At 37.4% G+C, this 22,732-nt stretch carries 25 protein-coding genes and 4 pseudogenes; 24 read left to right on the top strand and 5 right to left on the bottom strand.

Annotation, left to right across the window (positions count from 1 at the left end):
- Positions 1–185: 185 nt before the first annotated feature.
- The 4 genes from IPP61_15850 (at position 186) to IPP61_15835 (ending at position 3,725) form a co-directional block, all read left to right on the top strand.
- The gene (locus IPP61_15850) at positions 186–917 is read left to right on the top strand and encodes a 1-acyl-sn-glycerol-3-phosphate acyltransferase (protein ID MBL0326624.1); all 732 of its coding nucleotides are present in this window, start codon (positions 186–188) and stop codon (positions 915–917) included.
- Entirely contained in the window at positions 914–1,867 is a 954-nt protein-coding gene (locus tag IPP61_15845) for a diacylglycerol kinase family lipid kinase (GenBank protein ID MBL0326623.1), read from the top strand. Before IPP61_15850 ends, IPP61_15845 begins: the two co-directional genes overlap by 4 nt.
- A gap of 200 nt (positions 1,868–2,067) precedes the next feature.
- On the top strand, positions 2,068–2,730 hold the full coding sequence (locus tag IPP61_15840; GenBank protein ID MBL0326622.1) for an HAD-IB family hydrolase: 663 nt from the start codon (positions 2,068–2,070) through the stop codon (positions 2,728–2,730).
- A 461-nt stretch (positions 2,731–3,191) separates the two neighbouring features.
- Positions 3,192–3,725 carry a dihydrofolate reductase family protein gene (locus tag IPP61_15835; GenBank protein ID MBL0326621.1) on the top strand — a complete coding sequence of 178 codons (534 nt, stop codon included), beginning with the start codon at positions 3,192–3,194 and terminating at the stop codon, positions 3,723–3,725.
- Positions 3,726–4,182: 457 nt separating this feature from the next.
- Here IPP61_15835 and IPP61_15830 read toward each other — a convergent pair whose 3' ends face one another.
- The 3 genes from IPP61_15830 to IPP61_15820 all read right to left on the bottom strand — a co-directional run bounded on the left by IPP61_15830 (position 4,183) and on the right by IPP61_15820 (position 7,362).
- Positions 4,183–5,847, bottom strand: a complete 1,665-nt coding sequence (locus tag IPP61_15830; GenBank protein ID MBL0326620.1) for a S8 family serine peptidase — start codon at positions 5,845–5,847, stop codon at positions 4,183–4,185.
- Positions 5,834–6,406, bottom strand: coding sequence for a tail fiber protein (locus IPP61_15825; protein MBL0326619.1), 573 nt, complete (start codon positions 6,404–6,406; stop codon positions 5,834–5,836). Before IPP61_15825 ends, IPP61_15830 begins: the two co-directional genes overlap by 14 nt.
- 218 nt (positions 6,407–6,624) lie before the next feature.
- Positions 6,625–7,362: a tail fiber protein gene (locus IPP61_15820; protein MBL0326618.1), complete on the bottom strand. Its 738-nt coding sequence runs from the start codon at positions 7,360–7,362 to the stop codon at positions 6,625–6,627.
- Positions 7,363–7,679: 317 nt separating this feature from the next.
- Between IPP61_15820 and IPP61_15815 the strand changes: the two genes are divergently transcribed.
- The 4 genes from IPP61_15815 to IPP61_15800 all read left to right on the top strand — a co-directional run bounded on the left by IPP61_15815 (position 7,680) and on the right by IPP61_15800 (position 10,653).
- A complete protein-coding gene (locus IPP61_15815) occupies positions 7,680–8,417 on the top strand; it encodes a CPBP family intramembrane metalloprotease (GenBank protein MBL0326617.1) in 738 nt (245 codons plus the stop codon).
- 631 nt (positions 8,418–9,048) lie between these two features.
- Positions 9,049–9,312: a hypothetical protein gene (locus tag IPP61_15810; GenBank protein MBL0326616.1), complete on the top strand. Its 264-nt coding sequence runs from the start codon at positions 9,049–9,051 to the stop codon at positions 9,310–9,312.
- A gap of 32 nt (positions 9,313–9,344) precedes the next feature.
- On the top strand, positions 9,345–9,488 hold the full coding sequence (locus IPP61_15805; protein MBL0326615.1) for a hypothetical protein: 144 nt from the start codon (positions 9,345–9,347) through the stop codon (positions 9,486–9,488).
- 409 nt (positions 9,489–9,897) lie between these two features.
- Positions 9,898–10,653, top strand: coding sequence for a hypothetical protein (locus IPP61_15800; GenBank protein ID MBL0326614.1), 756 nt, complete (start codon positions 9,898–9,900; stop codon positions 10,651–10,653).
- 234 nt (positions 10,654–10,887) lie between these two features.
- On the opposite strand, the pseudogene IPP61_15795 reads toward IPP61_15800, so the two are convergent.
- Both IPP61_15795 and IPP61_15790 read right to left on the bottom strand, forming a co-directional pair.
- A pseudogene (locus IPP61_15795) lies at positions 10,888–12,045 on the bottom strand (IS91 family transposase).
- Positions 12,027–12,895: pseudogene (locus tag IPP61_15790) on the bottom strand (tyrosine-type recombinase/integrase). The pseudogenes IPP61_15795 and IPP61_15790 overlap by 19 nt, the downstream one beginning before the upstream one ends.
- Before the next feature lie 110 nt (positions 12,896–13,005).
- On the opposite strand from IPP61_15790, the gene IPP61_15785 reads away from it, so the two are divergent.
- From IPP61_15785 to IPP61_15710, 16 genes and pseudogenes are all read left to right on the top strand, one after another.
- Complete coding sequence (locus IPP61_15785) at positions 13,006–13,227, top strand: hypothetical protein (protein ID MBL0326613.1); 222 nt, start codon at positions 13,006–13,008, stop codon at positions 13,225–13,227.
- The gene (locus IPP61_15780) at positions 13,217–13,642 is read left to right on the top strand and encodes a hypothetical protein (GenBank protein MBL0326612.1); all 426 of its coding nucleotides are present in this window, start codon (positions 13,217–13,219) and stop codon (positions 13,640–13,642) included. The genes IPP61_15785 and IPP61_15780 overlap by 11 nt, the downstream gene beginning before the upstream one ends.
- Before the next feature lie 570 nt (positions 13,643–14,212).
- Positions 14,213–14,668, top strand: a complete 456-nt coding sequence (locus IPP61_15775; GenBank protein MBL0326611.1) for a hypothetical protein — start codon at positions 14,213–14,215, stop codon at positions 14,666–14,668.
- 163 nt (positions 14,669–14,831) lie between these two features.
- Positions 14,832–15,350: a hypothetical protein gene (locus tag IPP61_15770; protein ID MBL0326610.1), complete on the top strand. Its 519-nt coding sequence runs from the start codon at positions 14,832–14,834 to the stop codon at positions 15,348–15,350.
- Positions 15,351–15,511: 161 nt separating this feature from the next.
- The gene (locus tag IPP61_15765; protein MBL0326609.1) at positions 15,512–16,030 is read left to right on the top strand and encodes a hypothetical protein; all 519 of its coding nucleotides are present in this window, start codon (positions 15,512–15,514) and stop codon (positions 16,028–16,030) included.
- A gap of 320 nt (positions 16,031–16,350) precedes the next feature.
- The gene (locus IPP61_15760) at positions 16,351–16,911 is read left to right on the top strand and encodes a hypothetical protein (GenBank protein MBL0326608.1); all 561 of its coding nucleotides are present in this window, start codon (positions 16,351–16,353) and stop codon (positions 16,909–16,911) included.
- 409 nt (positions 16,912–17,320) lie between these two features.
- On the top strand, positions 17,321–17,785 hold the full coding sequence (locus IPP61_15755; protein ID MBL0326607.1) for a DUF1801 domain-containing protein: 465 nt from the start codon (positions 17,321–17,323) through the stop codon (positions 17,783–17,785).
- A 173-nt stretch (positions 17,786–17,958) separates the two neighbouring features.
- Positions 17,959–18,309 carry a VOC family protein gene (locus tag IPP61_15750; protein MBL0326606.1) on the top strand — a complete coding sequence of 117 codons (351 nt, stop codon included), beginning with the start codon at positions 17,959–17,961 and terminating at the stop codon, positions 18,307–18,309.
- A 715-nt stretch (positions 18,310–19,024) separates the two neighbouring features.
- A complete protein-coding gene (locus tag IPP61_15745; protein MBL0326605.1) occupies positions 19,025–19,522 on the top strand; it encodes a dihydrofolate reductase family protein in 498 nt (165 codons plus the stop codon).
- A 660-nt stretch (positions 19,523–20,182) separates the two neighbouring features.
- Positions 20,183–20,519, top strand: a pseudogene (gene ssb, locus IPP61_15740) (single-stranded DNA-binding protein).
- A 3-nt stretch (positions 20,520–20,522) separates the two neighbouring features.
- Positions 20,523–20,681, top strand: a complete 159-nt coding sequence (locus tag IPP61_15735; GenBank protein MBL0326604.1) for a hypothetical protein — start codon at positions 20,523–20,525, stop codon at positions 20,679–20,681.
- A 117-nt stretch (positions 20,682–20,798) separates the two neighbouring features.
- On the top strand, positions 20,799–21,047 hold the full coding sequence (locus IPP61_15730; GenBank protein MBL0326603.1) for a hypothetical protein: 249 nt from the start codon (positions 20,799–20,801) through the stop codon (positions 21,045–21,047).
- A 273-nt stretch (positions 21,048–21,320) separates the two neighbouring features.
- A complete protein-coding gene (locus IPP61_15725; GenBank protein ID MBL0326602.1) occupies positions 21,321–21,695 on the top strand; it encodes a site-specific integrase in 375 nt (124 codons plus the stop codon).
- Positions 21,661–21,858: a tyrosine-type recombinase/integrase gene (locus tag IPP61_15720; protein ID MBL0326601.1), complete on the top strand. Its 198-nt coding sequence runs from the start codon at positions 21,661–21,663 to the stop codon at positions 21,856–21,858. Before IPP61_15725 ends, IPP61_15720 begins: the two co-directional genes overlap by 35 nt.
- The gene (locus IPP61_15715; GenBank protein ID MBL0326600.1) at positions 21,821–22,126 is read left to right on the top strand and encodes a tyrosine-type recombinase/integrase; all 306 of its coding nucleotides are present in this window, start codon (positions 21,821–21,823) and stop codon (positions 22,124–22,126) included. Before IPP61_15720 ends, IPP61_15715 begins: the two co-directional genes overlap by 38 nt.
- 250 nt (positions 22,127–22,376) lie before the next feature.
- Positions 22,377–22,732 (top strand): annotated as a pseudogene (locus tag IPP61_15710) (FAD-dependent monooxygenase).

Below are 22,732 nucleotides of genomic sequence, written 5' to 3'. Positions count from 1 at the left end.
ATCTATCAGCAACTAGTATTACGAAATCTTAGAATCTTTTTTAAAAACAATTCATCCCTCCCACCCCAAAACCTGTCGAAAATCATTGGAGAAAAACAGGAAAAACTTGCTTTATTCAAATTTATTCTGTGATTTTTGCAAATTACTAACCAATTGAACTCAGGTCCTTGCGTCATTACAGATTTATGCTCAGGAAAATAATCAATGCATTTCTTTCGATTATTGCCTATACTTTCATCTATTCCTTTACGGCCATCGTCGTGTTGATTACGATTGTGCTCATTACGCTCGATCAAAAAAGCATCCTGAACGCCCTGCTAAAGCTTTGGTCAAAAGTCATTTTCCTGATTTTGGGAAAAAACATCAAAATAACAGGAGCAGAGCATATTCACAGAGGCGACAAATACATCCTGATCGCCAACCATACCAGCATTTTCGACATTCCGGCTATCATGTCGTATTTCCCTGACATCGCCTGGTTTGGCAAAGAATATCTGCTCAGGATTCCGCTGTTTGGCCGTGCCCTCAAAATGCTCGGGTTCATACCCGTGCGTACCTCAGGCCTGCGAAACGCCAAAGATATCCTCAATCAGGTGAGCGGACAGACAGCAGGCAAATCCATCGCCATCTTTCCCGAAGGCACACGCACGGTGGATGGTGCTTTGTTGCCGTTTTACAAGGGATTTATCAGAGTTATGCAGGCTTCCAAAATGGACATCATACCGGTGACACTTAACGGTTTTTTTGAGCTAAAACCCAAAACCACCTGGATCATAGACTTCGGTGCGGAGCCCGAGATCGTGATTCATGAACGGATAAAATACAAGACATTAATAAATAAACCAGACGAAGAGATCATCGACCTAACCCGCCGGTGCATCGCTTCGGGATTAAACCAAACCTATAAACCCCTATGAACTCAAACCCTGAAACTGCAGCCAGGTGGGGCTTTGTCCTCAACCCTACCGCGGGAAATTATTTCGCAGAAAAGTATCTGGAAAAACTGAAGGCCGTCATCAAAACCAAAAACCTGGATGCCGAAGTCAGACTCACCCAATACAAAGGCCACGGCACAAAGCTGGCCGAGGAGTTTTACAATGAAAAGTTTAACCGCATTGTGGCTGTCGGAGGCGATGGCACCATCAATGAGGTGGCCAGTTTTCTGATAGACAAACCCGGCGTAAAAATGGGCATTGTGTCGGCAGGTACCGGCAACGACACCATACAGTTGCTGGGCTTTCCCAACCGCTTCGAGGATAAAGACTGGGACATTTTCCTGGAAGGCAATACGGTAAAGATTGATACGGGTATCTGCAATGGCAAGGCTTTCCTCAATGGCATGGGCCTGGGATTTGATGCCCACGTAGCTGCACAAAATTATACCGAAGACGGCTCCGTAAAACGCAAAGGTGGCGACAAATATCTCTATCACATCCTCAAGACGCTATTGACTTATAAAGAGCATACTTTCAAAATCCTGAATGGCCGGGAGCACTCTGAATCAGAGTATTTTATGTCAACGATTGCAAACGGCCGGCGATTTGCAGCCAAATATTTCATCACCCCCGAGGCCATCTCCGACGACGGACTGCTGGACGTTTGTCTGGTTAAGAAAATCGGCCTCTTGAGCAGGATTCGGCTGTTTATGCAGGTGCCTTCGGGCTCACACCTTTCCGACAAGAATGTGGAATATTTCAAAACCGATAGCCTGAATATCCATTTTGACCAAAAGGTGCCTTTCCATCTTGATGGGGAGTTGTTTTTTGATAAAGATTTGTCGGTGTCGTTAAAACCCAAATCCCTGGAGATCATTTATAATCCCTATGGAAAGCATTATTTAACCCAAAAAACACAAAAGATTTTATGATGAGAGGTTTAAATGCAATAAAATCAACGAGTTGGAAGGAAAATTTAGGGAAGAAAATAGTGAACTATTTTCGACTTAAATTTTTCTGAAACAAGTTTATTTTGAAGCATTTAAGCATTGGAATCAAAATCGTATTGAGATTTTTGGGTTTAGGTGTTTAAATTTTTAGATTTCGGAACAATTAAACAGCAATAGTTTTTATGGCTTCTCACCCTTACGTAGCCTTTTTTGACCTTGACCGCACACTCATTCCGGCCGACAGCAGCACGCTTTTGATCAAAGATGCTTACCGAAGGGGCATTATCAAAAAGAAGAAACTGATGATTGGCTATATGTTTGGGGTACTCTATAAACTGCGGCTGGTAAAAACCCTGACCATCATTACCCGTCTGGCAACCTGGCTCGATGGCCTGAGTGAGAAAATGGTAAGGGACATGGCAACCGACATTTTTCAAACGCAGCTAAAAGGAGTTATACTGCCCATTGCCCGTGAGGAAATCGAACTACACCGCTCAAAGGGTGCTTATCTGGTGCTGGCATCCTCGTCGATGAACTATTTCTGTGAGTTGTTTGCTGCCGAACTGAATCTGGATCATATCATTTGTAGCCGAATGGAGGTCGAAAACGGGATTTTGACGGGCAATCCCAGCGGGGATTTATGTTTTGAGAAATATAAGATGATTCCTATGGTGGATTTTTGCAAAAACAATAATTTTAAGGTCGAAGAAGCCTGTTTCTATTCCGATTCCATCGATGACCTGCCCGCTTTGTCGGCAATCGGTAAGCCCATCTGTATCAATCCTGACAAACACCTTAAAAAAATCGCCCTTTCGAATGCATGGGAGATCAGAGAGTGGCGGTGATTTTTTTTTGATGAGTGTTGGCACTCTTGTGAAACTAACGGTTTGCGGCTGCGATAGCTGAAAGCAACACTGATTTTTGCAGATTATTTTAGTTTAGAGTCTTCCTATTGGAGTTTCTGAAAGTCATAAAATTCCAATTAATCAGGCAGCGTTCCAGGCCGAGGTTCTGAAAATAAGTGATTAAGCTTACGGAATCTCCATCGAAGACTCTACTTGGACAAAAAGGCATTTATAAAAAAACAGCATTCATTTAAATAAAGATAAAAATAATCTTTATTTTCGCATTAGAAAATTTTACAAAAATGATCAATTCTGCAGCATAATTCTTGCATTTCTTGCAAAGTTTATAGTTTTCTCCAATTTTAGAATGGAGAAAAAAAAAAATTATTTTATTTATTATTATTACAATCAAGCCATTTTCAATGGTATGTAGAGATTGTATTAACTCAAAATATTACTTTATGAAAAATATAGTGTATTATGTTGCTTGTTCACTTGATGGATTTATTACTGGAAAAAACGAGGATGTTAGTCAGTTTATATACCAGAGCAAAGGTGTAGATAAATACTTGGAAGATCTGAAAAAATATAAAACTGTTATTATGGGTAGAAAAACCTATGAATTTGGATACCGATTTGGAATAAAAGAAGGCCAACCCTCTTATGACAATATGGAGCATTTTATTTTTTCAGACAACTTGTTTTTTAAAGAGAAGGCCCCTAATGTCCATATTCGAAAATTAGAAGTTGATGCTATTGAAAAGCTTAAAAAAGAATCTAAAACAGATATTTACCTTTGCGGAGGGGGAATGTTGGCAGGGTGGTTGTTTGAAAATGAAAAAATTGACATTTTGAAAGTAAAACTCAATCCAATAATTTTGGGAAAAGGAGTTAGGCTTTTTGGAGATTCAAAAAAAGAAATCAAATTGAAATTAATGAACACAGAGGTTTATGATGATGGCCTTCAAATTATGACTTTTAAAATAAAATATTGAAAAATAATAATTCCGGTAAGTTTGAAAATGAAAGAATGTTATTTCTTTTAATTTCCGTTCAGAGTCTCTCGTTTGGGGACTCTGAACGTCACGGAAATGACAAATAATTCCGCAGAGTCCCATTCAGAAACTCTACTTTGACAAAAAAGTTAATTCGTGGTACATCTGAATAATCAGTGTTACATTCCAGGCTTAAAGAATATAAAAAAATCCTTCCAAATCAGTATCCAGCACGATTTTTTCCCTCTAATCCGAATTATCAAAGTAGGATTAGGCGGACAAATAAATCTGAATGTTAGTCTTTAGAAAAGCCCGAGGTTAAAAAGCAGAACAGAAAGAGTTTCTAAAGCAGATGAGTTGGAAAATCTTTGTACAAAGTTGATAGTGAATCTGCTTTAATTCTGTTTCAGATCAGTCAAGTAGCAAATAACTAATTCCCAATAAGAATCCTCAGCATTTATTCCACCTCTTCATATCTGAGTTTCCAGCCTTTGTAATTGACAGAGCCATTGGTCACAAACCAAATCAGTGCTTTATGGGTCCAGGTGGTGATTTGAGGTGGAAGGTTCTGACCGCTGAATATGGCCAAAATCGGGGACTCGGTACCATAGTCACTGAAAATATAAATCTGGTCAATTTTGGCCTCAGTATCTATTTCTTCAAATGTAATCTTTATACGTTTGTCTTTACTCACTTCTAATTCCCATTTGCAGTTGGAGTTATTGGCATAGTTTTCCTCCCCGCTCCCATCAACGATTGTTCCCCTTTTATCAGTCAGATGAAGCGTTTCGGTACAATACAAATAGCTGGAGTCAATGGCCTGGGCTTCGAAATAAAAGTAGGTTTTTGATTTCAGATTTTTATCTGTAGAAACCATAAAAGAATCTGCCTTAAACAAGAATGGTAAATTGAGTTGCGACAAAGCTAAAATGGTGTCAGATTTAAGGTTATTATCCCACTTCTCTACTACAACATTTATGTTTTTCTGAGTTTGTGGCTGGCTGTTGATGAGCTTATATTCAGGGTATTTGGCATGAGCAATTACCATCTTTTTGTTTTTTGAAATCCCTAAATAGCCTTTGGGAGTATGAAATACATTGCTAGATTCCTGAGCTTCCAGATTGCCAATGAGTTTTTTTACATTTAATACCCCTGCTCCCAGTTTCCCTTTGTAGAGAGGATTGTAGGTTTCCAATGGATCACAGACGTTTTTCAAAATCCTGTCACATTCCTGTGGAGTGAGGTTGGGAAATGCAGAATATACTGCTGCCACAATGCCACCTAAAAATGCCGCCGAAGCCGAAGTGCCGGATAAGGAGCTACCGGGTGCGTTGGGAATTGTACTCAAAGTAACAATGGAATCGCCGGGTACTGAAATATCCAAAAACCGGCCATAATTGGAAACAGTTTGCTTTTGAAGCTTGGAATTAAGAGCAGAAGTATTAATTACCCAGGAATAAGCCCCGGGAAACTGCTCTTTTTCTGAAACAAAATTCCCTGCAGAGGCAACAATGATAATTCCGGCTTTTTGTGCGGCTCTAAGTACTTCCTCTTTTTCTTTATCAAAAACACCCCCACTCCAACAACAAACAATTATATCGGCTTTTTGTTCTATGGCGTACTTAATGGCCTCATAGCCATCGGTAATGTAATTGTTATTGCGAGTATCAGATGAGGATTTTAAGGGTAAAATTCTTATTACATCTTTAGGGTTTAGTAATAGCTTATTCAGCCCTTCTATTATTATTCCGGCCACTTTTGTGCCGTGACCAAATTTCCTCAAATCTCCCGTAGGTGGGTTCACATTGAGGTCATTGTCTGAAAAATCCCAGCCCAGATAATCATCCACTTTACCGTTTTGGTCATCATCAATCTGATTGTCGGGCAGGTCTTTAGGGTTGGTTTTAAAATAGCTTTTCAAAGATGCATTATCGGTCAGGAAAGCATCATCAATTATGGCAATTGTGATTTCTCTTTTCCCTGTAAGCCGCTTAAAATCACTTTGTACACCCACCTGATCCCATGCCCACTGGTTAGGGGTTGAATTTTGGCCGAAAGCAATACTTGCCAATGAAAGGAAAAAGACAAAAAATGAAGGCTTTCTCAAATTAATATTTATCATAAATAATCGAGGTCTCTGTACCTCCTTGTTGCCCCAAAACGTACGATGAAAGACCAGAACCCTGCCCTTTATGAATTGGTACCCTGCCCCTTAAATCGGGTAATCCAAAAGTGTTTTGTCCATCACCACCATAAGTAGTTCCTATCAAAGCAAAAAGGGCATCATTTTCATAAATATTTAACAACTGCCCGTTACAATATGCCCATCCATTGGGTTCAAAATTAAATCCAAATATGGCAATATCCCCAATAAAAGGTTGAGAGCCATTTTGAGAAGGAAAAACTCCAAATAATGATATGCAGTAATTTAATGCCAGATAAGGCTGCAAATTATCAAGTGCTGTAGGTGGTTTTGGATTGGTATTGACCCAATTTACATTATCCCAGGTAATAAGCTGTCCATAGCTGGTGCCGGCATTAAGTTTTACAGCATTGGATTGAATTACAAGGGGCAAATTCGCTGCAAGATCAGGAATAACCACACCCAAATACGACCAAGCCCCACCGGTCCAGTAATAAAACCCTTTGGTTTGCAAAGCTCCAATATTGTAAATCAGCATACCTTCCTGAGGAGCATTTACCGGAGTCGATACTGCCAGATTGCCGGAGAGGCTGATTTTGGGCACTAAAATTCCTCCGTTGCTTGTCTTTGCTTCAACAGAGGGCTTGTTGTTTCCGGGTGTAATTACAGTATATTGGGCATTTAAAATACCAGTCCAAAATAACAGGAGAAAAGCAAGATATTTATTGATTTTCATTTTTTTCAGATTGAAGTTATTCAATATTTATCATTCACAAAATTGCTTTCAGTTCCACCCGTTTGCCCCAGACCATAAATAGATAATCCAGGACCCTGACCAAAGTGAATAGGAACACGGCTTTGCAGATTGGGAAGAGCAAAGTTTGTCTGACCATTTCCTCCATAGGTTGTACCAAGCAATGCAAATAAAGCCTGGTATGTATTAATTGGCAATAATTGCCCGTTACATAAGGCCCAATATCTGGGAGCAAAATTGAAAGCAAATATTCCAATTTCCCCAATAAAGGGATCAATTCCATTTCTTGAAGGAAATACACCTGACAGGGCAATACAATAATTTAAAGCAAGATAAGGTTGTATATTTGATACAGAAGCCGGACTTTTGGGAGAGGTATTCACCCAATTATTTCCATCCCATGTTAACAATTGCCCAGCCTCAGTACCTGCATTTATTTTAACAGAATTGGATACAATAGTTAAAGGTGCTGTGGCAGATAAACTTGAGATTGCTATTCCAAGAGATGACCAGGCACTTCCTGTCCAGAAATAAAAACCATGTACATGGTTAGGGCCATTATTGTAAACCAAAGTCCCTTCGGCAGGAGCAGTAAGCGGACTCGCCGAAGCCAGATTTGCCGACAAACTAACCTTAGGTACAAGTACTCCACTGTTGGTAGAAACTGCCGTAATACTGGGTTGATTATTGCCGGGAGTGATTAAGGTGGATTGACCGCTGGAAATGTTCCAGGAAATCATCAAAATCAATATACCCCAAAAGTTTTTAATTATAATTTTCATAGCCTCTTAAGATTGTTGCCTTAAAATTCGGTAAAATAATTTGTATTTCATGTTAAGCTAAACGAAAAGTAAATATTTCTGTATGATTTGATCAAAACCGGCAAAAGTTGGAATTCAGTAAAATCATTTTTTTTTGTCGCTACTCACATGTATTTACAATTAATTCCATACTCAAAAAAAGATATTTGAGATAATATCTTCAATATATAATTTTTCGTAAGTTTGAGTAATTTAATATTACAACCCTCTCATTTCTAGCCGGATAATAATAGCTTATGAAAAAATATAATATAAACTGGAAACAGGTTCTTGTCTTCTATCTGGTTGCGGTTGGGGTTTCTGCTATTTTTCGATTAAATCTATTTGGGCTGGAAACAAATATTACCTGGCCTTTGGGCTTGAATATTTATCTCTTCATTTTAAAAGGAATTGGTCCCATTACGGGTTTTATGGTCATCAGGTATTTGTTAAATAATAAAGTTGAAACCGGGATAAATACTTTCTGGGGTACCGATAAAACACGTAGTTTAGTTTCAATTGCAGTGATCCCTGTAATGATGACCATACTGGGAGTGAGCAATTCAAAAGGCTTAAACATTCATTATTATGGACTTATTTATTCAACCATGTATGTGATTTATGCTATGTTTGAAGAATATGGCTGGAGGGGTTATCTGCAAAACGCCTTGCTTCCATTGCCGGAATTGGCGAGGATTCTACTTATCGCGGTATTATGGTTTGTTTGGCATTTAAACTTTATTACCTCAGACATGATTTTCAGCCAACATCTCTGGCATTTTGCATTTCTTGTATTGGGTTCATGGGGTCTTATTAAAATAACCGAAAAAACCCATTCTTTGCTTTTTGCTACTGCTGTACATTTAAGTTTTAACCTTTTGACCGATGTAAACGGAGAATTTCAAAAAAGGATGATTGTGATTGCCGTGGCAGTAATAGTCTGGTTTATGGCCTGGTCAAAAACCGGAAAAAGGAAAGAACCTGAAGGCGTGTAGTTTCATAAAAATTTAAAGTATTTTTTGGGATTCACTTAAATCCATCCATATGGGGAGTGTAAACTAAACTGTGTCAAAGCCTTCAATCATTTTGCTGGTACACTTTATCACAAAACCATCCAAGATCTTTTCTTTTTCCCCCATTAAAAAAATCATTATGTAAAAAATGAACACTACGTAGGGAAAATTGAACTAAAAGACGTGGAATTTGAAGTCAGATTCATCAATTTTGAAATCAAATTCGTGAAATTCAATGTTAAATTCATCGATTTCGAAATCAAATTCGTGAAATTCGATGTTAAATTCGTCGATTTCGAAATCAAATTCGTGAAATTCAATGTTAAATTCATCGATTTCGAAATCAAATTCGTGAAATTCAATATCAAATTCGGCGATTTCGATATCAAATTCGTGAAATTCAATGTTAAATTCGTCGAATTCGATGTTAATTTAGAGCAATTACCCTTTTGTTTAGGTTAATTTTGAACAAATTAAAGATTCTGGTTTTCACAAAATAGCAATGCTAACAAGCCAAAAACCGAATTTTTCTATTGATTCAGAATTCTCATCCTTTTATTTATATTTGTAAACATTTATTCCGGATTTAGAATTTTAACCCTCAAACCATAACATGTCAGATATCAAAGATTACTCAAAGTTGACCCTGGTAGAACTTTTGACAGAACAGAAAAAAATCAAGAAACAGCAATTGTTCACGGCAATATTGATCGGAATTTTAATCGGGATAATCCTTTATGGTCTTGCCACCAGAGGTTTTGGATGGGTTTATGTCGGGGTTTCGGTTTTTATGATTTTTATAATAAACAACGGCTCTAAAAAGCTCAAAGAGCACCTGGGGAAAATCCAATCGGAGATCGAGAAAAAGGCAGAATAAATTCCTACCATTCAATGCTGGCTCTATTTTAAATGGATGCATTACAAAAAATAATCATTGCCTTTGAATTACATGATGTAGCAGGTATCAAAGAGGGATTCAGAAATGGCGTGAATCCTAATATGATTCATAAAGGAAACCACAGTTGGGCTCTTCGACATGTTCAGGTTATTTAAGGAACAATAAGTTTGCGAATATTGCTGGTGAACATTAAACTGAGGTTACTTTTCCTATTTAGGATTTGAAATCCTCTTTAAAAGCTTATTAATTGGGGATATGTCAAAGTGCCGTTATTCTTTTTAAAAAAAACCGGGGCAATAAAACTTACCATAAGTTTCTGATACTGAAGATTTATTGAGGAATTTTTTGGTTTGTTTTCAGGGATTTAATAAATTCGTAAAAGAAACGGACACACGGTCTGCAAATTGAAAAAGATTAACCGACAACAAATGATTATACACGGATATGTTATTGATATTTAACAATTTAATAAGTTTTAAGTATTTCGGGGAAAATGGAAATAGACGCAATTGTGAAGAAGAGTTGCGTAAATACAATTGTTAGGTGCAACCATAGACAACGACAATGAGACAACTTCTATACATAATATTTGCATTGACTTTTATAGGTTGTGTTGACAACAAGCAACAAACCGACAATATCAATTTGGCGGACACAATTAAGGCTGACAAAGAACCTTTAAATGAAAGCAAGACAGTTGAAGCAGTGCAAAGTGAGTATAGGATTTTGCCAATTGACGAAAGCGGAAGCGACCCTTCCTTGGTTGTATTTATAACCAATTTGAAGAAAATTGTTTCGCGGAAAGACACCTCAGGTTTATTTAAATCATTGGACACAGCAATTATTGTAAGTCACGGTGGTGGTATTTACGGAATAGATGAGTTTTCTAAAAATTGGAAACTTGACAAGCCCGACAAATCAGAGTTATGGACAATTCTCAACCAAATATTAAGTATGGGCGGGACTTGGGAAAATGACGAAGACAAATATTTTTGTATTCCTTACACCCAATCAAACAAAGCGTTTAGCAAATATAAATACGACTTTGACTGGTATTTTACAGCCGTTTGTATTTCACCTAATGTGACAGTTTATCAAGAACCCAAAACAACTTCCTCAAAACTTGCTATCTTAAGTTATGACATAGTAGAAATGGACCCTGAGTTTATGAAAGCAGACTTTACAAAAATTCATACCATTGACAAAAAAGTTCAAGGTTATGTAAAGACAACAGACCTAATTTATTCGGCAGACCAACATTTAGTAATTAAAAAGATTGACGACAAATGGAAAATAACAGCGTTTGCACCATTCGACTGACAGAAATAGCAGCACCTAACAAATAAGGCTTCGTTCGGCATGCAATGCCCAGAATGAAAGCCAATGTTGAACTTAATCTTCGGTAGTTTTACCTATGGGGTTTTCGTCTGCTGCTTTATGAGTTTCTCGAGCAGTTTCCCGCTGATTTTTGAAGTTTTGTGTGTGTATTTGATGTTTCTATTACCTTTTCTAGCTAATTCTTAACTTCTAGAACATACCTTCCCCTACCCACGCTCATGCTAGAACTGGTTGGATTAACTTATACCACAGGTCCTTATAAAACTCTGGTGGCCCTCGCTGATCAAAGCTCAGTATCGTTCGCAAACTACCCGTTTTGCAACATTTACAGGGTCTTACTCTTTGAGTTTTCCCTTTGGCTTCGGTTTGCTTTTTGTCCAAGTTTTTGCTGCAATTCTGGTAGTCTGGATCGCTTCCAAGTACTGCTTAATATGCCATAGTGACGTATGCGTACAAAGCCTCTGGGCAAGATATGCTGGCTAAATCTTCTGGTAAATTCCTCAAGACTAAGCGTCATTTTCCTTTACCTGAGCACCAGTTTTGTAGTCTTTATAAGTAAAAGTAACAGTCTTGCCATCCACACTTTTGATGCGGTGATTGCTAATTGCCACCTTGTGCGTGTATCTGCCCAGATATTCCACTACCAATTTCGGGCTACCAAACGGACGCTTGGCATACACCACCCACGATTTTTTATAGAGTTCGTTAAGCAGTGTTTGGGGTACTTTTTCTTTTAGTCTGTGTCTGAGTTCAGACAGATATTTTGCCCTGAATACCACACTCATGGCTTTTACAGGAAACAGGAATTTACCTTTCAATCGTGCTTTTCGCCAGCGTCCTTTGGCATCAACCCCACCACCCGGCACTATGCAATGCAGGTGCGGATGAAGACTCAGATTCTGTCCCCACGTGTAACACCGCTATCATTCCGGCCTGTGCATTAAGATGTTTTTCGTCCTTCGCAAAAACTGCCACTGTCTGCCATGTTGCCGCAAAAAGGGCGTCATACAACACTCTGGGCTCATGCATAACCAAAGAATTTAGCTCACTGGGCAAAGTGAAAACAACATGAAAATAAGGCACTGGCAATAACTCGGCTTCTCTTGCCTGTATCCATTCTTCTCGCTTTTCACCTTGGCATTTAGGGCAGTGGCGGTTCCTACACGAGTTGTAACTGATGCTGATATTGCCACAGCTATCACAAGCATCAATATGACCACCCAAGGCTGCTGTACGGCAACGCTTTATGGCTGATAGGGTGCGTAACTGCCAAGTATTTAAACCAATATGCTCAATATTTTCGCCCAGTTGATTGAGTACATCAGCTACACTTCGACTTCGCTCAGTGCAGGCTTCTACCTTTTGGGTTGACATGCAGCAAACAGTGTGTCCAATGGACTAAAAGGCTTTACTCTGCCACTTTGGGCTACATGCAGATAAATCATTGTGGTCTCTATGCTTTCGTGACCCAGCAATCCTTTCAGGGTTACGATATCAGTACCATCTTCGAGCAAATGAGTAGCATAGGTATGTCTGAGCGTGTGTACGTTTACGTGTTTGCTTATGTCTGCTTTTTTTGGCTGCTTGAGCCACTGCCCATTGAACCCCTTTTTGTGAATATCTGGAGTCAAAATCTCCCCTTTTCGATTCTCAAGTGGCTGACCATTAAATAGCCAATCTTCAGGTTTTTCAGCTGAGATGTATTTCTTCAAGCCTCTGATCAGATGCTCGCTCAATGGCACATATCTGTCTTTCTTTCCTTTGCCTTGGTAAACATGAAGCATTTTCGGTCAAAATCTAAGTCTCTGAGCCGAACATTACGAGACTCAAAACACCGCAAACCGCAGCCGTAAAGTAGCCCTATCAGTATCTTATGTTTCAGTAAATCAGGTGCTTGTAGCAGTCTCCACATTTCTTCTTTGCTCAGCACTACAGGCAACTTCTTGTCTTTCTTTATGCTCGGCAAGCCCATGTCTATCGGCTTGATGCCTTCAATTTTGAAGAGCAGCCTCAGCCCGTAAATTGTAAATTTAAAATAGCTTTCAGAGGGTGTGTTATGTTCTTGTTGTACCAGATTTAGATAGTCTGTCAGTTGGTCTTCGTCAAGTTCGGTTGGTAAGCATTTAAAATGAAGGGACAATTTAGCTAAGTGCCTGATATAATTGAGATAAGTACTCCGACTTAGACCAAGTATCGAAAGTTTTTTCTCAAACTTTTGGTTCAACTCTCTGAATCCCTTAATTTCATTGTCTGCTTGAGCTATAAGGGTATTTTGCCTTAGCTCTTCGGGCTTTTTTTTAGTGGCATAATTACAAAATTTAATTGGTTTAAAGCTTGTATATCAATCAATACCATGCCAAAAACTACCGAAGGTTTAGTTCAACACGGGTTTGGCAAAAGTGGCGGTTCAGTGCTACGCAGACACATTTGTGGTTAATCAAAGTTTGGTTCTCCGCATCAACATTTGTGGTGAAAATCGCCACCTTCGCCAAGCCCGGGTACGTTAGCTGCAAGCAAAGCGGACACTTAACAGACAATAAAAATTATGTGGACTGAAATAAAAGACCAATCAGACATTGACAAACTTTTAGAAAGCTACGGCTACTTCCACGACAGCTGTTTGCGTGACATTTATATCTCGACAAGAGAATTTATTGACGAGAAACTTGCTATGCACTTTGACAATAAACTTACGGCATCATTATTATTTCAACGACAATTTGGGCCGACAACAGTATTAGAATTGAAATTTGAGGACATTGAACAATTCAATTTTAAGCCATTTGACGAAACGACAAACGCAGTTATTTATGACGCAACTTTAATAACAACAAACGGACTTTTTTATTGGGCAGACTTTGCAGACTGGAAAATCGGTGACAATGACTCAATATGGATAAGCGGAAAAAAGTTGTTTTGGCGACTACGACCAGAACTTATTGGGAATATTAAAAGACTGAACGATGAGTAAATTGCCAGCACCTAACAGCCGTTTTGCAAAAGCGAGGATTTCGTGCTTCTATGACAGTGAAGTGCTAAATTCAAGCTTTGTGCTTCTAATGAAGTTTAGTGCTGAAAATCCCCGCCTTCGCAAAGCGGTTGAATCGCTTAATTTAAAGTAATTACACTAAATTAGCTTTGTAACGTGGGATAATGAATTGTTCCAAAGTCCCCCAACAAAACATATGCTTAACGTTATGTGCTACCAAAATGTTTCATCCAAAATATTCAATGCAAAAAAGTAGACTCATTATTTTCATTACGCTTTTCGTTTCTGGTTGTGGCTATAAAGGTAACGAGAACTCTACTTATCCTAACAATAAAAATATATCAAATTCTGAGGAATACCAAAAGATTCCGCGACCTATTTTTTCCCAACAACTATAAAACAGAGAACCAAATAATAAATATTAAAATTGATTCTTTTAAACTTGAATGGTTTTCAAAATCTCTATTTTTTGCCCATGAACCAATTTTGTTTAACAATTTTCAAGGACATGAAATATACAGATTTTTATGGCTTCGTTCGTTTCACAACCCAATGGTATATACACTAAACAAAAACGGAGAAAATGTTTGGTTATCAATTAAAGAACTAGACAGTCAACCTGAACTTTCAAGCACTGTTCAAATTAAATTTATTCCACCAGTCCCAAAAACAAGAGAAGAGCAATTAAAAGCATCAAATATTGATAGAATAGTAAAACTAGACAACTCCATTTCATATAAGAAACCAAATCCAAAAATCATTTTCAAGCGAACTGTCAAACTTTCATTAAAAGAATGGAATGAATTTGAGACAATTATTAATAAAAATAAATTCTGGAAAACTGTTTCAACATTAGAAAACAATGGTTTTGATGGTGCAGAATGGACACTTGAGGGGCATCTTAGTAATAAATATTGGTTTGTTAATCGTTGGAGTCCAGATGATGGACTTAGGAAAGCTGGTATATATTTGATAGAAAAAAGTGGACGTAAAGAGGAAATTTATTAACCTAAAATAAAAATTGGCTGCACATAAAAAGGGTTTTGTGCAATGCTGGCAGAAGTGCTAGTTTGAACTTTCGGAATTCTTTTTTACATTCGTAAAAAAGTCAGCTTTCGGAATGCTTTGCCAACACTGCACAAAGCCCCCCGGACGTTAGCACACATTTAAAATGACAAGACTATTTACCATATTGACAATTTTAACTTTCACATCGTGTGGACAATCATCGGAAATAACTAATAAGACATGTATTTCTGGTGACACAAAAAACTTAAAGCTCAAACCCTTTGAATTGACAGTTCACGATGAAGATTATTCAATGGCTTACGCTCTTCAATATGTATTAACAGACAAAGACCTTAAGATTATCTTCAAAGGAGAACTTGAAGGCGAAAAGGACTCAACACTATTCAAAACGACCTTGCAACCAAGTGAGATTTTGAGCAAATTATCAAATATCAATATTGACAGTTTGAATGAACATTATTCCAACCCTTGCATAAAGGACGGTTCGCAAGTGACAGTTAAACTAAATAAAGACAATAAAACTAAGACTGTCCATCTTAGCAATTATTACCAAGCGGACATTGGACTTGCGATCGAACTGATTAATAGTTTGACACCGAAGAAATATAAAATATGGTACGACAAAATAATTTTAATTAAAGATCAAGAAAATTGCAAATGAAAATAAACGTGTGCTAAAACGGGTTTTGCTTCAGGCGGGGTGATGTACACACTTTTGGCATTGAGCTTCTATTCAAGTTCAGTGCTGGTGGACAGTTTTGTGCTTCGAAATCGCCAACTTCTTGTAGCTGCCAACCGTTATTCGGGATTTTAAAAGACGACATGCAAAACATCGGAAAATATTTTGACAGACAAATTTATTGGTTGAACTACGACAAGTTCTCCGACCAACTTCCTGACAGAGATTGGGTGTGTCTTGCTGTTGCTAATCATCTACCCGACCTCTACAAATTTGACAATTTCGTGCGGACAGCCATAGCAAAAGGCATTTTGGAATTTAAAGGACATGGAAAGTTTGGCGAAAAACTTCACGACCAGTTTGACCAAACAATGGTTGTTATGGAGACAATGGAAGACCATAGCGAAATTGGGGTTATGACCACTTGGCATAATGACGAAACGCTTGCCGACACATTTTGGCAATGCTTCTTTGCTACCTGTTTACCTGATAAGGCAGACTTTGACAACATAAAAATAATTTGCACCGACTTGGACGGAGTAAATAGAACCGAAGAATTGAAAAGCTACATTAAAGAATTTGAGTTAGGTTGGTTACCTTCGGACAATGTTAAACATGAAGTGGGGCAAGACAAGGAAGGCTTGACAACTTTGTGTTATTGACGAGAGTGATGAGTGCAGAAAGTTATTTAAACCTGACAGTAAATTAATTCATGAATTTTATGCTAATAGTCATTTTGAAGCAATGACAATTTATTACAAGTTCATGGACTGGGGAACATACACGTCTGAATTTGAAATTGACAAACAACCGTATGACAAGAAAAACGCCGTATAACAGCACATACAAGAAATTGGCGGTTCAGTGGTTAGAAGCTTTGTGCTTCCTATCAAGTTTAGTGCTGGCAGACAGTTTAGTGCTTCGAAATCTCCAACTTCTTATAGCTGCCAACCGTTAGCAGGCATCATAAAACTGTACATGCATGAAATATAAAATAATATTTATTGGATTACTTGCAATGATTATAATATTGGATTCCTGTGAAACTAAACAGCAGATTCCAACTAGAGAGCAGATTACTGAAATAATAATAGAAACTATAAAACAAGATTCGCTTGACATCAATTTGCCAACTTGCTTGAACTTAGTTAATCGTTACAATTATCAACTTGAATATGACAAGGAACTTGGATTTCTTCCTCCTCCACCAAGAAATGAAAAAGGAGTCCCTTTTGCATTTAAATTATACAATTCAACTAATGATAATTTTCAGGGATTTAATCAGAAGGATTCTTTATTTATTGTAAAACAAGTGGATGTCAACAAGGATTTAACATTAGATTTAAAATTAATACCTAATGATTTTAAAATTAAAAATGTGTCAGTTGTTAAAAATAATGAACTTAGATTGTATAAATTCTTGATTCCATTATTCAATAGAAATAATGATTTTGCAACTGTAGAATATGATTATCAGTGTGCAGATTGTGGATTTGGAAAATTGTATTCTTTAGGAAGATTGGTGGTAAGTGGACTAAAATAAAATCTTTTGGAACATGGATAAGATAAAAAAATTACGCCTCCCAACAACTATAGCTTCTTTCATCACAACGTAATGCGTTCAAGCCTTTAGAATGAAGGCAATCATGCCGCGTAGGATTGAACTAATCCGGGCCACGCTGACTGCCGACTCGGCGTCCCAATAGTTTTTATCTATGGGGTTTTCGTCTGCAAGCCTCTCCGATGGAATTTTAAACCTCAAACATTCCTAAACCAATTGAATTGATTCTTCATTGAAACAAAATCACACTCCAAAAGCCCCTGCTTTTGGCTATTTTTCTTATAAATCATTCCTGAATTAACTGTTCAAGGTTTACCCCACACTAATTGTCATTATCTCCTCCGACAAAATCACGAAAACTCCTATAATATTGCAGATAAAATAATTACGAATGAGCCTACCCGAACAGATCAAAGCCTATATTGAATCGCTCCCCGAAGCCAAAAGCGTCGAAATGCAGGAATTACATAACAGGATATCGGAGATAATGCCGGACTGCAAGCAATGGTTTCTGGATGGGAAAGACGAGTCAGGCAAAGTGGTTTCCAATCCCAATGTGGGCTATGGGAGTCAAATCATGAAATACGCCGACGGTAAGACCAAAGAGTTCTACCAGATTGGAATCAGTGCCAATACCAGCGGAATCTCTGTCTATATCATGGGTTTGGCCGACAAAAATTACCTACCCCAGACTTATGGAAAAGAAATCGGGAAGGCCACCGTGACAGGGTATTGTATCAAATTCAAAAAACTCAAAGACATCAATCCTGAAGTATTGGATGCGGCAATTCTGTCAGGGTGGAGCAAACCAATGCATAAAAAGCTCTGGATTCCCCGCTTTAGTGAAAGACGTTAGGATAACTATTTGGATTTAAGTATTTATCCGACCAAACAAATTGTAGTTTATCAAATTATTAGAGGTGCTATGGTTTCATATTTTAACAGATCAACTTGATACTGTATTTCAAAATTATTTGCTTTCTTTACAAAAATCAACCATTAACATGAAAAAGTAACCGGAATCGGGGTATTTTCTTCAAAAGCAAAGACCCTAAAGCAATCACAGAATGGTACGCCAAAAACCTGGGCCTCCAAACCAATCCTTATGGAGCAAACTTTGAATGGTATGAAGATGCTGAAGGCAAGAAGAAAGCCGAAACCCAATGGGCTCCATTTGGCGACGACACCAAGTATTTTGAGCCCTCAACCAGGGAATTCATGATTAACTATCGCGTCGAAAACCTGGAAGCTCTGGTCGAAGAACTCAAAGCCAATGATGTGAAGCTGGTCGATGAAATCCAAACTTTCGATTATGGCAAATTCATCCATATCCTCGACCCCGATGGCAACAAAATCGAGCTGTGGGAACCGGTGGGATAAGTTCATTTGATTTCTTAAAATTTCATCACTTATTTAATATGTTCAAAGCTTATATTTAACAATAAGGTTTGATATACGGTAAATAAAATTAAATAATTCTTTGAAATTTAAAATTGTATAAATATTATTCTGACGTTGCCTACCAGCTGTAACCAGGTGTCCACAGACATCTAAAGAATTTTCATTTGATTTATTTAATATCATTTTATTTGGCAATTCTATTTTTTAACATCCTTCAAAAAAATAAGAAAAATAATGTTCCTTAAAATCATAAAACAGTCCGTTCTAAAAATTTGATTCAAGTAAATATTAAATCTTATAAGACATTTAAAATCAAATTTTTAGAGAGGATCATTACGGTCCGCCGCTGCGGTTTTATGAATGTTTTTTTGCTTACTTTTTTTCAAAAAGTAAGTCCCCGCCGAAAGGCGACGCAAAGAAAATTAATAGGGTAATTTATGGTAATGGGAAAACCATAATAAAAAGTAATTTTAGGCCTTATTTTCATAAAAGATTAAATTTTGTACGATGAAAGTTATTATTTAACAAATACTTCTCACATCAAATCAATTACCAATATAATTCACATTTATCCTATTTAAGAACCTTGGAATTGTTAAAATATATTTCAATAATACTTCCCTTCTAAATTGTCGCAATCCCCTACCCTGAAAGCTGAAAGGCAGTTTTAATTTTGCCTGATAATAAAATCAATATGAGAAAGCTAAAATTACAGATGCATATTTCGTTGGATGGCTTTGTGGCAGGGCCAAATGGCGAGGAAGATTGGTTTGTCAGAGGGGCCGACCCCACTTCATTTGAATTGGTAAACGAACTGGCCGATACCTCAGATACACTGCTGATTGGCAGAATAATGGCTGAGAAATTTATTCCCCATTTTGAAGAAATGGGTCCGGAACACCCATATATGCTTTTTGCACAAAAAATGGTAAACCTCCGGAAAATCCTTTTCAGCAATACATTAAAAGAACCATTTGGAAAAAATGTCAGTCTGGCCACCGAAGACCTGAACACCACTGTGACAAACCTAAAAAACCGGGCCGGCAAAGATATTTTGGTGTATGGAGGTGCCCAAATGGTGTCCTCACTCATCGCCGGGGGGCATATTGATGAGTTTTACCTTTTCGTCAATCCGATATTAATCAATAAAGGCATGCGGATTTTTGATTTGCTTAATCATCGCCAAAACTAAAGCTAATCAGCACAAAAGCCTATATTGGCGGCACCACCTGCTGCATTATGAATTGGAAAAGTGAAAAAGGCTTAAAAGGTTTTCTCTTATAGCCGGGACAAACAAATATTTAAATCTATCTATTTGGGCGATTTAGATGCTGGTTTTGGGTTCTTTAAGCTCATTTCTTTAAAAAATAGAAGGTAAAACTGGTCAGCATGCCCCCGTTCTTTTCTGGCTGCCACCTACGATTTTGTGCTCCCAATACCCTCCAAAAACTTTTTACGACCCCCTTAAAACGTTTTTAGACCCCCTAAAACTTTTTACCCCCCCTAAAACTTTTTATGACCTCCCAAAAACTTTTTAGACCCCCTAAAACTTTTTAGACCCCCCTAAAACTTTTTACGACCCCCTAAAACTTTTTATGACCCCCTTAAAACTTTCCAGGACCCCTTAAAACTTTCTACGACCCCATTTTACATTAAAATATACCCTAATACCATGAATAAACCCTCTTAAAACATCTGACAGCACCCTCAAAACTTCTAATTCTACTAACCGGAAATCGTAATAGCCACTCCTGATTCAATTGAGGATGATTTTTATTAAAATTATTCCTAAAGTTTTAATATTAAGGAAGATGTGTTAATTTCACTATTCCATTTAAAAACACAATACTACATGAAAGGTGTAAACAAAGTAATATTGGTTGGTAATCTGGGCGATGAGCCGGAAATCAAAACCTGGATAACAACGTAAAGGTGGCCAAATTTAGCCTTGCCACAAACGAAACCTACAAAGACCCCCACCGGCCATAGCCATACCCAAACCGAGTGGCACAACATAGTGCTATGGCGTGGACTGGCCGAGCTGGCCGAAAATATCTGCACAAAGGCAGCATGATTTACCTCGAAGGGAAAATAAAACCCGAAACTATGAAGACAAACAAGGCGAAAAACGCTATGTGACAGAGATAATTGGTGAAAATGTAGTGATGCTGGATAAACCTAACCAATAAAACATGAAACTATCCAGAATACTACACCGAAACGAATCGCGAATAAAATTGGAGTTTGCTTTTGACCCATCTATGACCGCCACACTCCGACAGCATATAGATGTAAAATGGAGTAAAACCCACAAAGCCTGGCATGCTCCCTACAAAAGCAGTATTGGATAAGATTCTGGAGATTTTTCCTGATGCCGTGTATGACAAAAAACATGCAGAGACCAAAATTCAAAACCAAATCAGGAAAACCAATTAAATACCACAGTTGTAAATTCACAAGCAATAAAATTGGTGGTATTACCCAAAATCATCCATATTATTTTACCAAAAAACGAAAACGATATTGCGTTTATCAGAGCGATTCAATACAGCAGATGGAACAAAAACCAGAAATGCTGGCTGGTACCCAATTTTGGCCAAAACCTTGAAAATCTCAAGAATTATTTTGGTGAAAGAGTAGGAAGCATCGAAGAAATTCATACCGAATCTATAACCATAAACCAAAAACACTATGATCGGGCAAAAATGAACTTTTAGTTGTCAGAACAGCCAACAATCGTTTAGAAATATCTGTAGATTACCACAAAGAAGTTATTCAAAAGCTCAAGCAATTTCCTTATCTAAAATACAACCCAAAAAACAAAATCTGGAGTATTCCTTACCATGAAAATATATTACTGACCTGAAATACTTAGCAGAATTCCAAAATCAAAAGTTTAATTACAAAATAGAACCGACTGATAAACTACAACCCACAAAGAGCATTATACCAAAAACAAACCATGCCTGGAAGAGTACCTTCAAAAATTAATGGAACTGAGGTACTCTGAAAGCACTTACAAAACATACCGATTGGCCTTTGAAGAATTTGTAAACTTTTATTCTGAACTATGCCTCGAAAACATAACTCAGGAACAAATAACTGAATATCTAAGATATCTTGTAAATGACCGAAAAATATCGATATCTATGCAAAACACTACCATTAACGCCATAAAGTTTTACTACGAAAAAGTATTGGGAGGAAAACGAACTTTTTATCATTTAGACAGACCACGTACCGAAAAGACCTTGCCTGAGGTAATGAGTGAGCAACAAGTGGCCGATCTTCTAAATTCTATAGATAACCTCAAGCATAAGGCCATTCTTGATGACGATTTATTCGGCCGGACTAAGAATAAGTGAAGCTATAAATCTGCGAATCTCAGATATTGACTCCAAACGAATGCAAATAAGGATAGAACAGGCCAAGGGAAAGAAAGATAGATATACACTCCTTTCGGTAAAAACAATGGGGGTCTTAAAAAAGTATTTTTTGGAGTATAAGCCTCAAAGTATGGTTGTTTGAAGGGCAAAATGGAGGTCGATATTCAGATAAAAGCATACAATTGATTTTTCATAAGGCCAAAGATGCTGCAAAAATCACTAAGAGAGTAACTGTACATACACTTAGGCATAGCTTTGGAACCCACCTACTAGAAAATGGAACTGATCTTAGATATATTCAGGCGTTACTTGGACATAGCAGTTCAAAAACGACAGAAATTTATACTCATATAACCACAAAAGGCTTTGATCAAATCGTAAGCCCATTGGATAAACTAAAAGTGAAATAAAAAATTTGGAACATAGAACTTTGAATAATATATTTGATAACAAAAAATAAAATTCAAATCACAAAAAATCTCATGAAAATATTACCGAAACTCAGCGAAACTCACAACAAGCTCATTATTAAAGTATTAATTAGAAAATCAATAAATATTTAATAACGATATTACCGAAACTATGAAAATGAGTTTCGGTAATATGCTCGTTAGCAGAAATTTTACCGAGACACCTCATAACAAAAGAACCGACAGAAAAATGGCAGAAACAGTAAACATAATTGGAGCAGGAATTGGCGGACTAACAACTGCCTTGACACTCAAACAAAAAGGACTTAATGTAAACATTTTTGAAAGTTCGGTAGAAATAAAACCTGTTGGAGCAGGAATAATTTTGGCAAACAACGCAATGCAAGTGTTTCAAAAATTAGGCATTCAAAACCAAATTGAAAAAGCAGGAAACAAAATTTCCTATATGAAAATTACAGACACACAACTCAATACTATTTCCGTAGCTGACTTAACCCAATATGAAAAAAAATATGGAGTTCATAATATTGCCATTCACAGAGGAGAATTTACAAAAAATACTTGCCAACGAAATTGGCTACGACA

The organism is Cytophagaceae bacterium (assembly GCA_016722655.1).
Lineage (GTDB): Bacteria > Bacteroidota > Bacteroidia > Cytophagales > Spirosomataceae > Leadbetterella.
The sequence above is the reverse complement of the archived record's forward strand: the minus strand, read 5'-3'. Positions and strand labels throughout refer to the sequence as shown.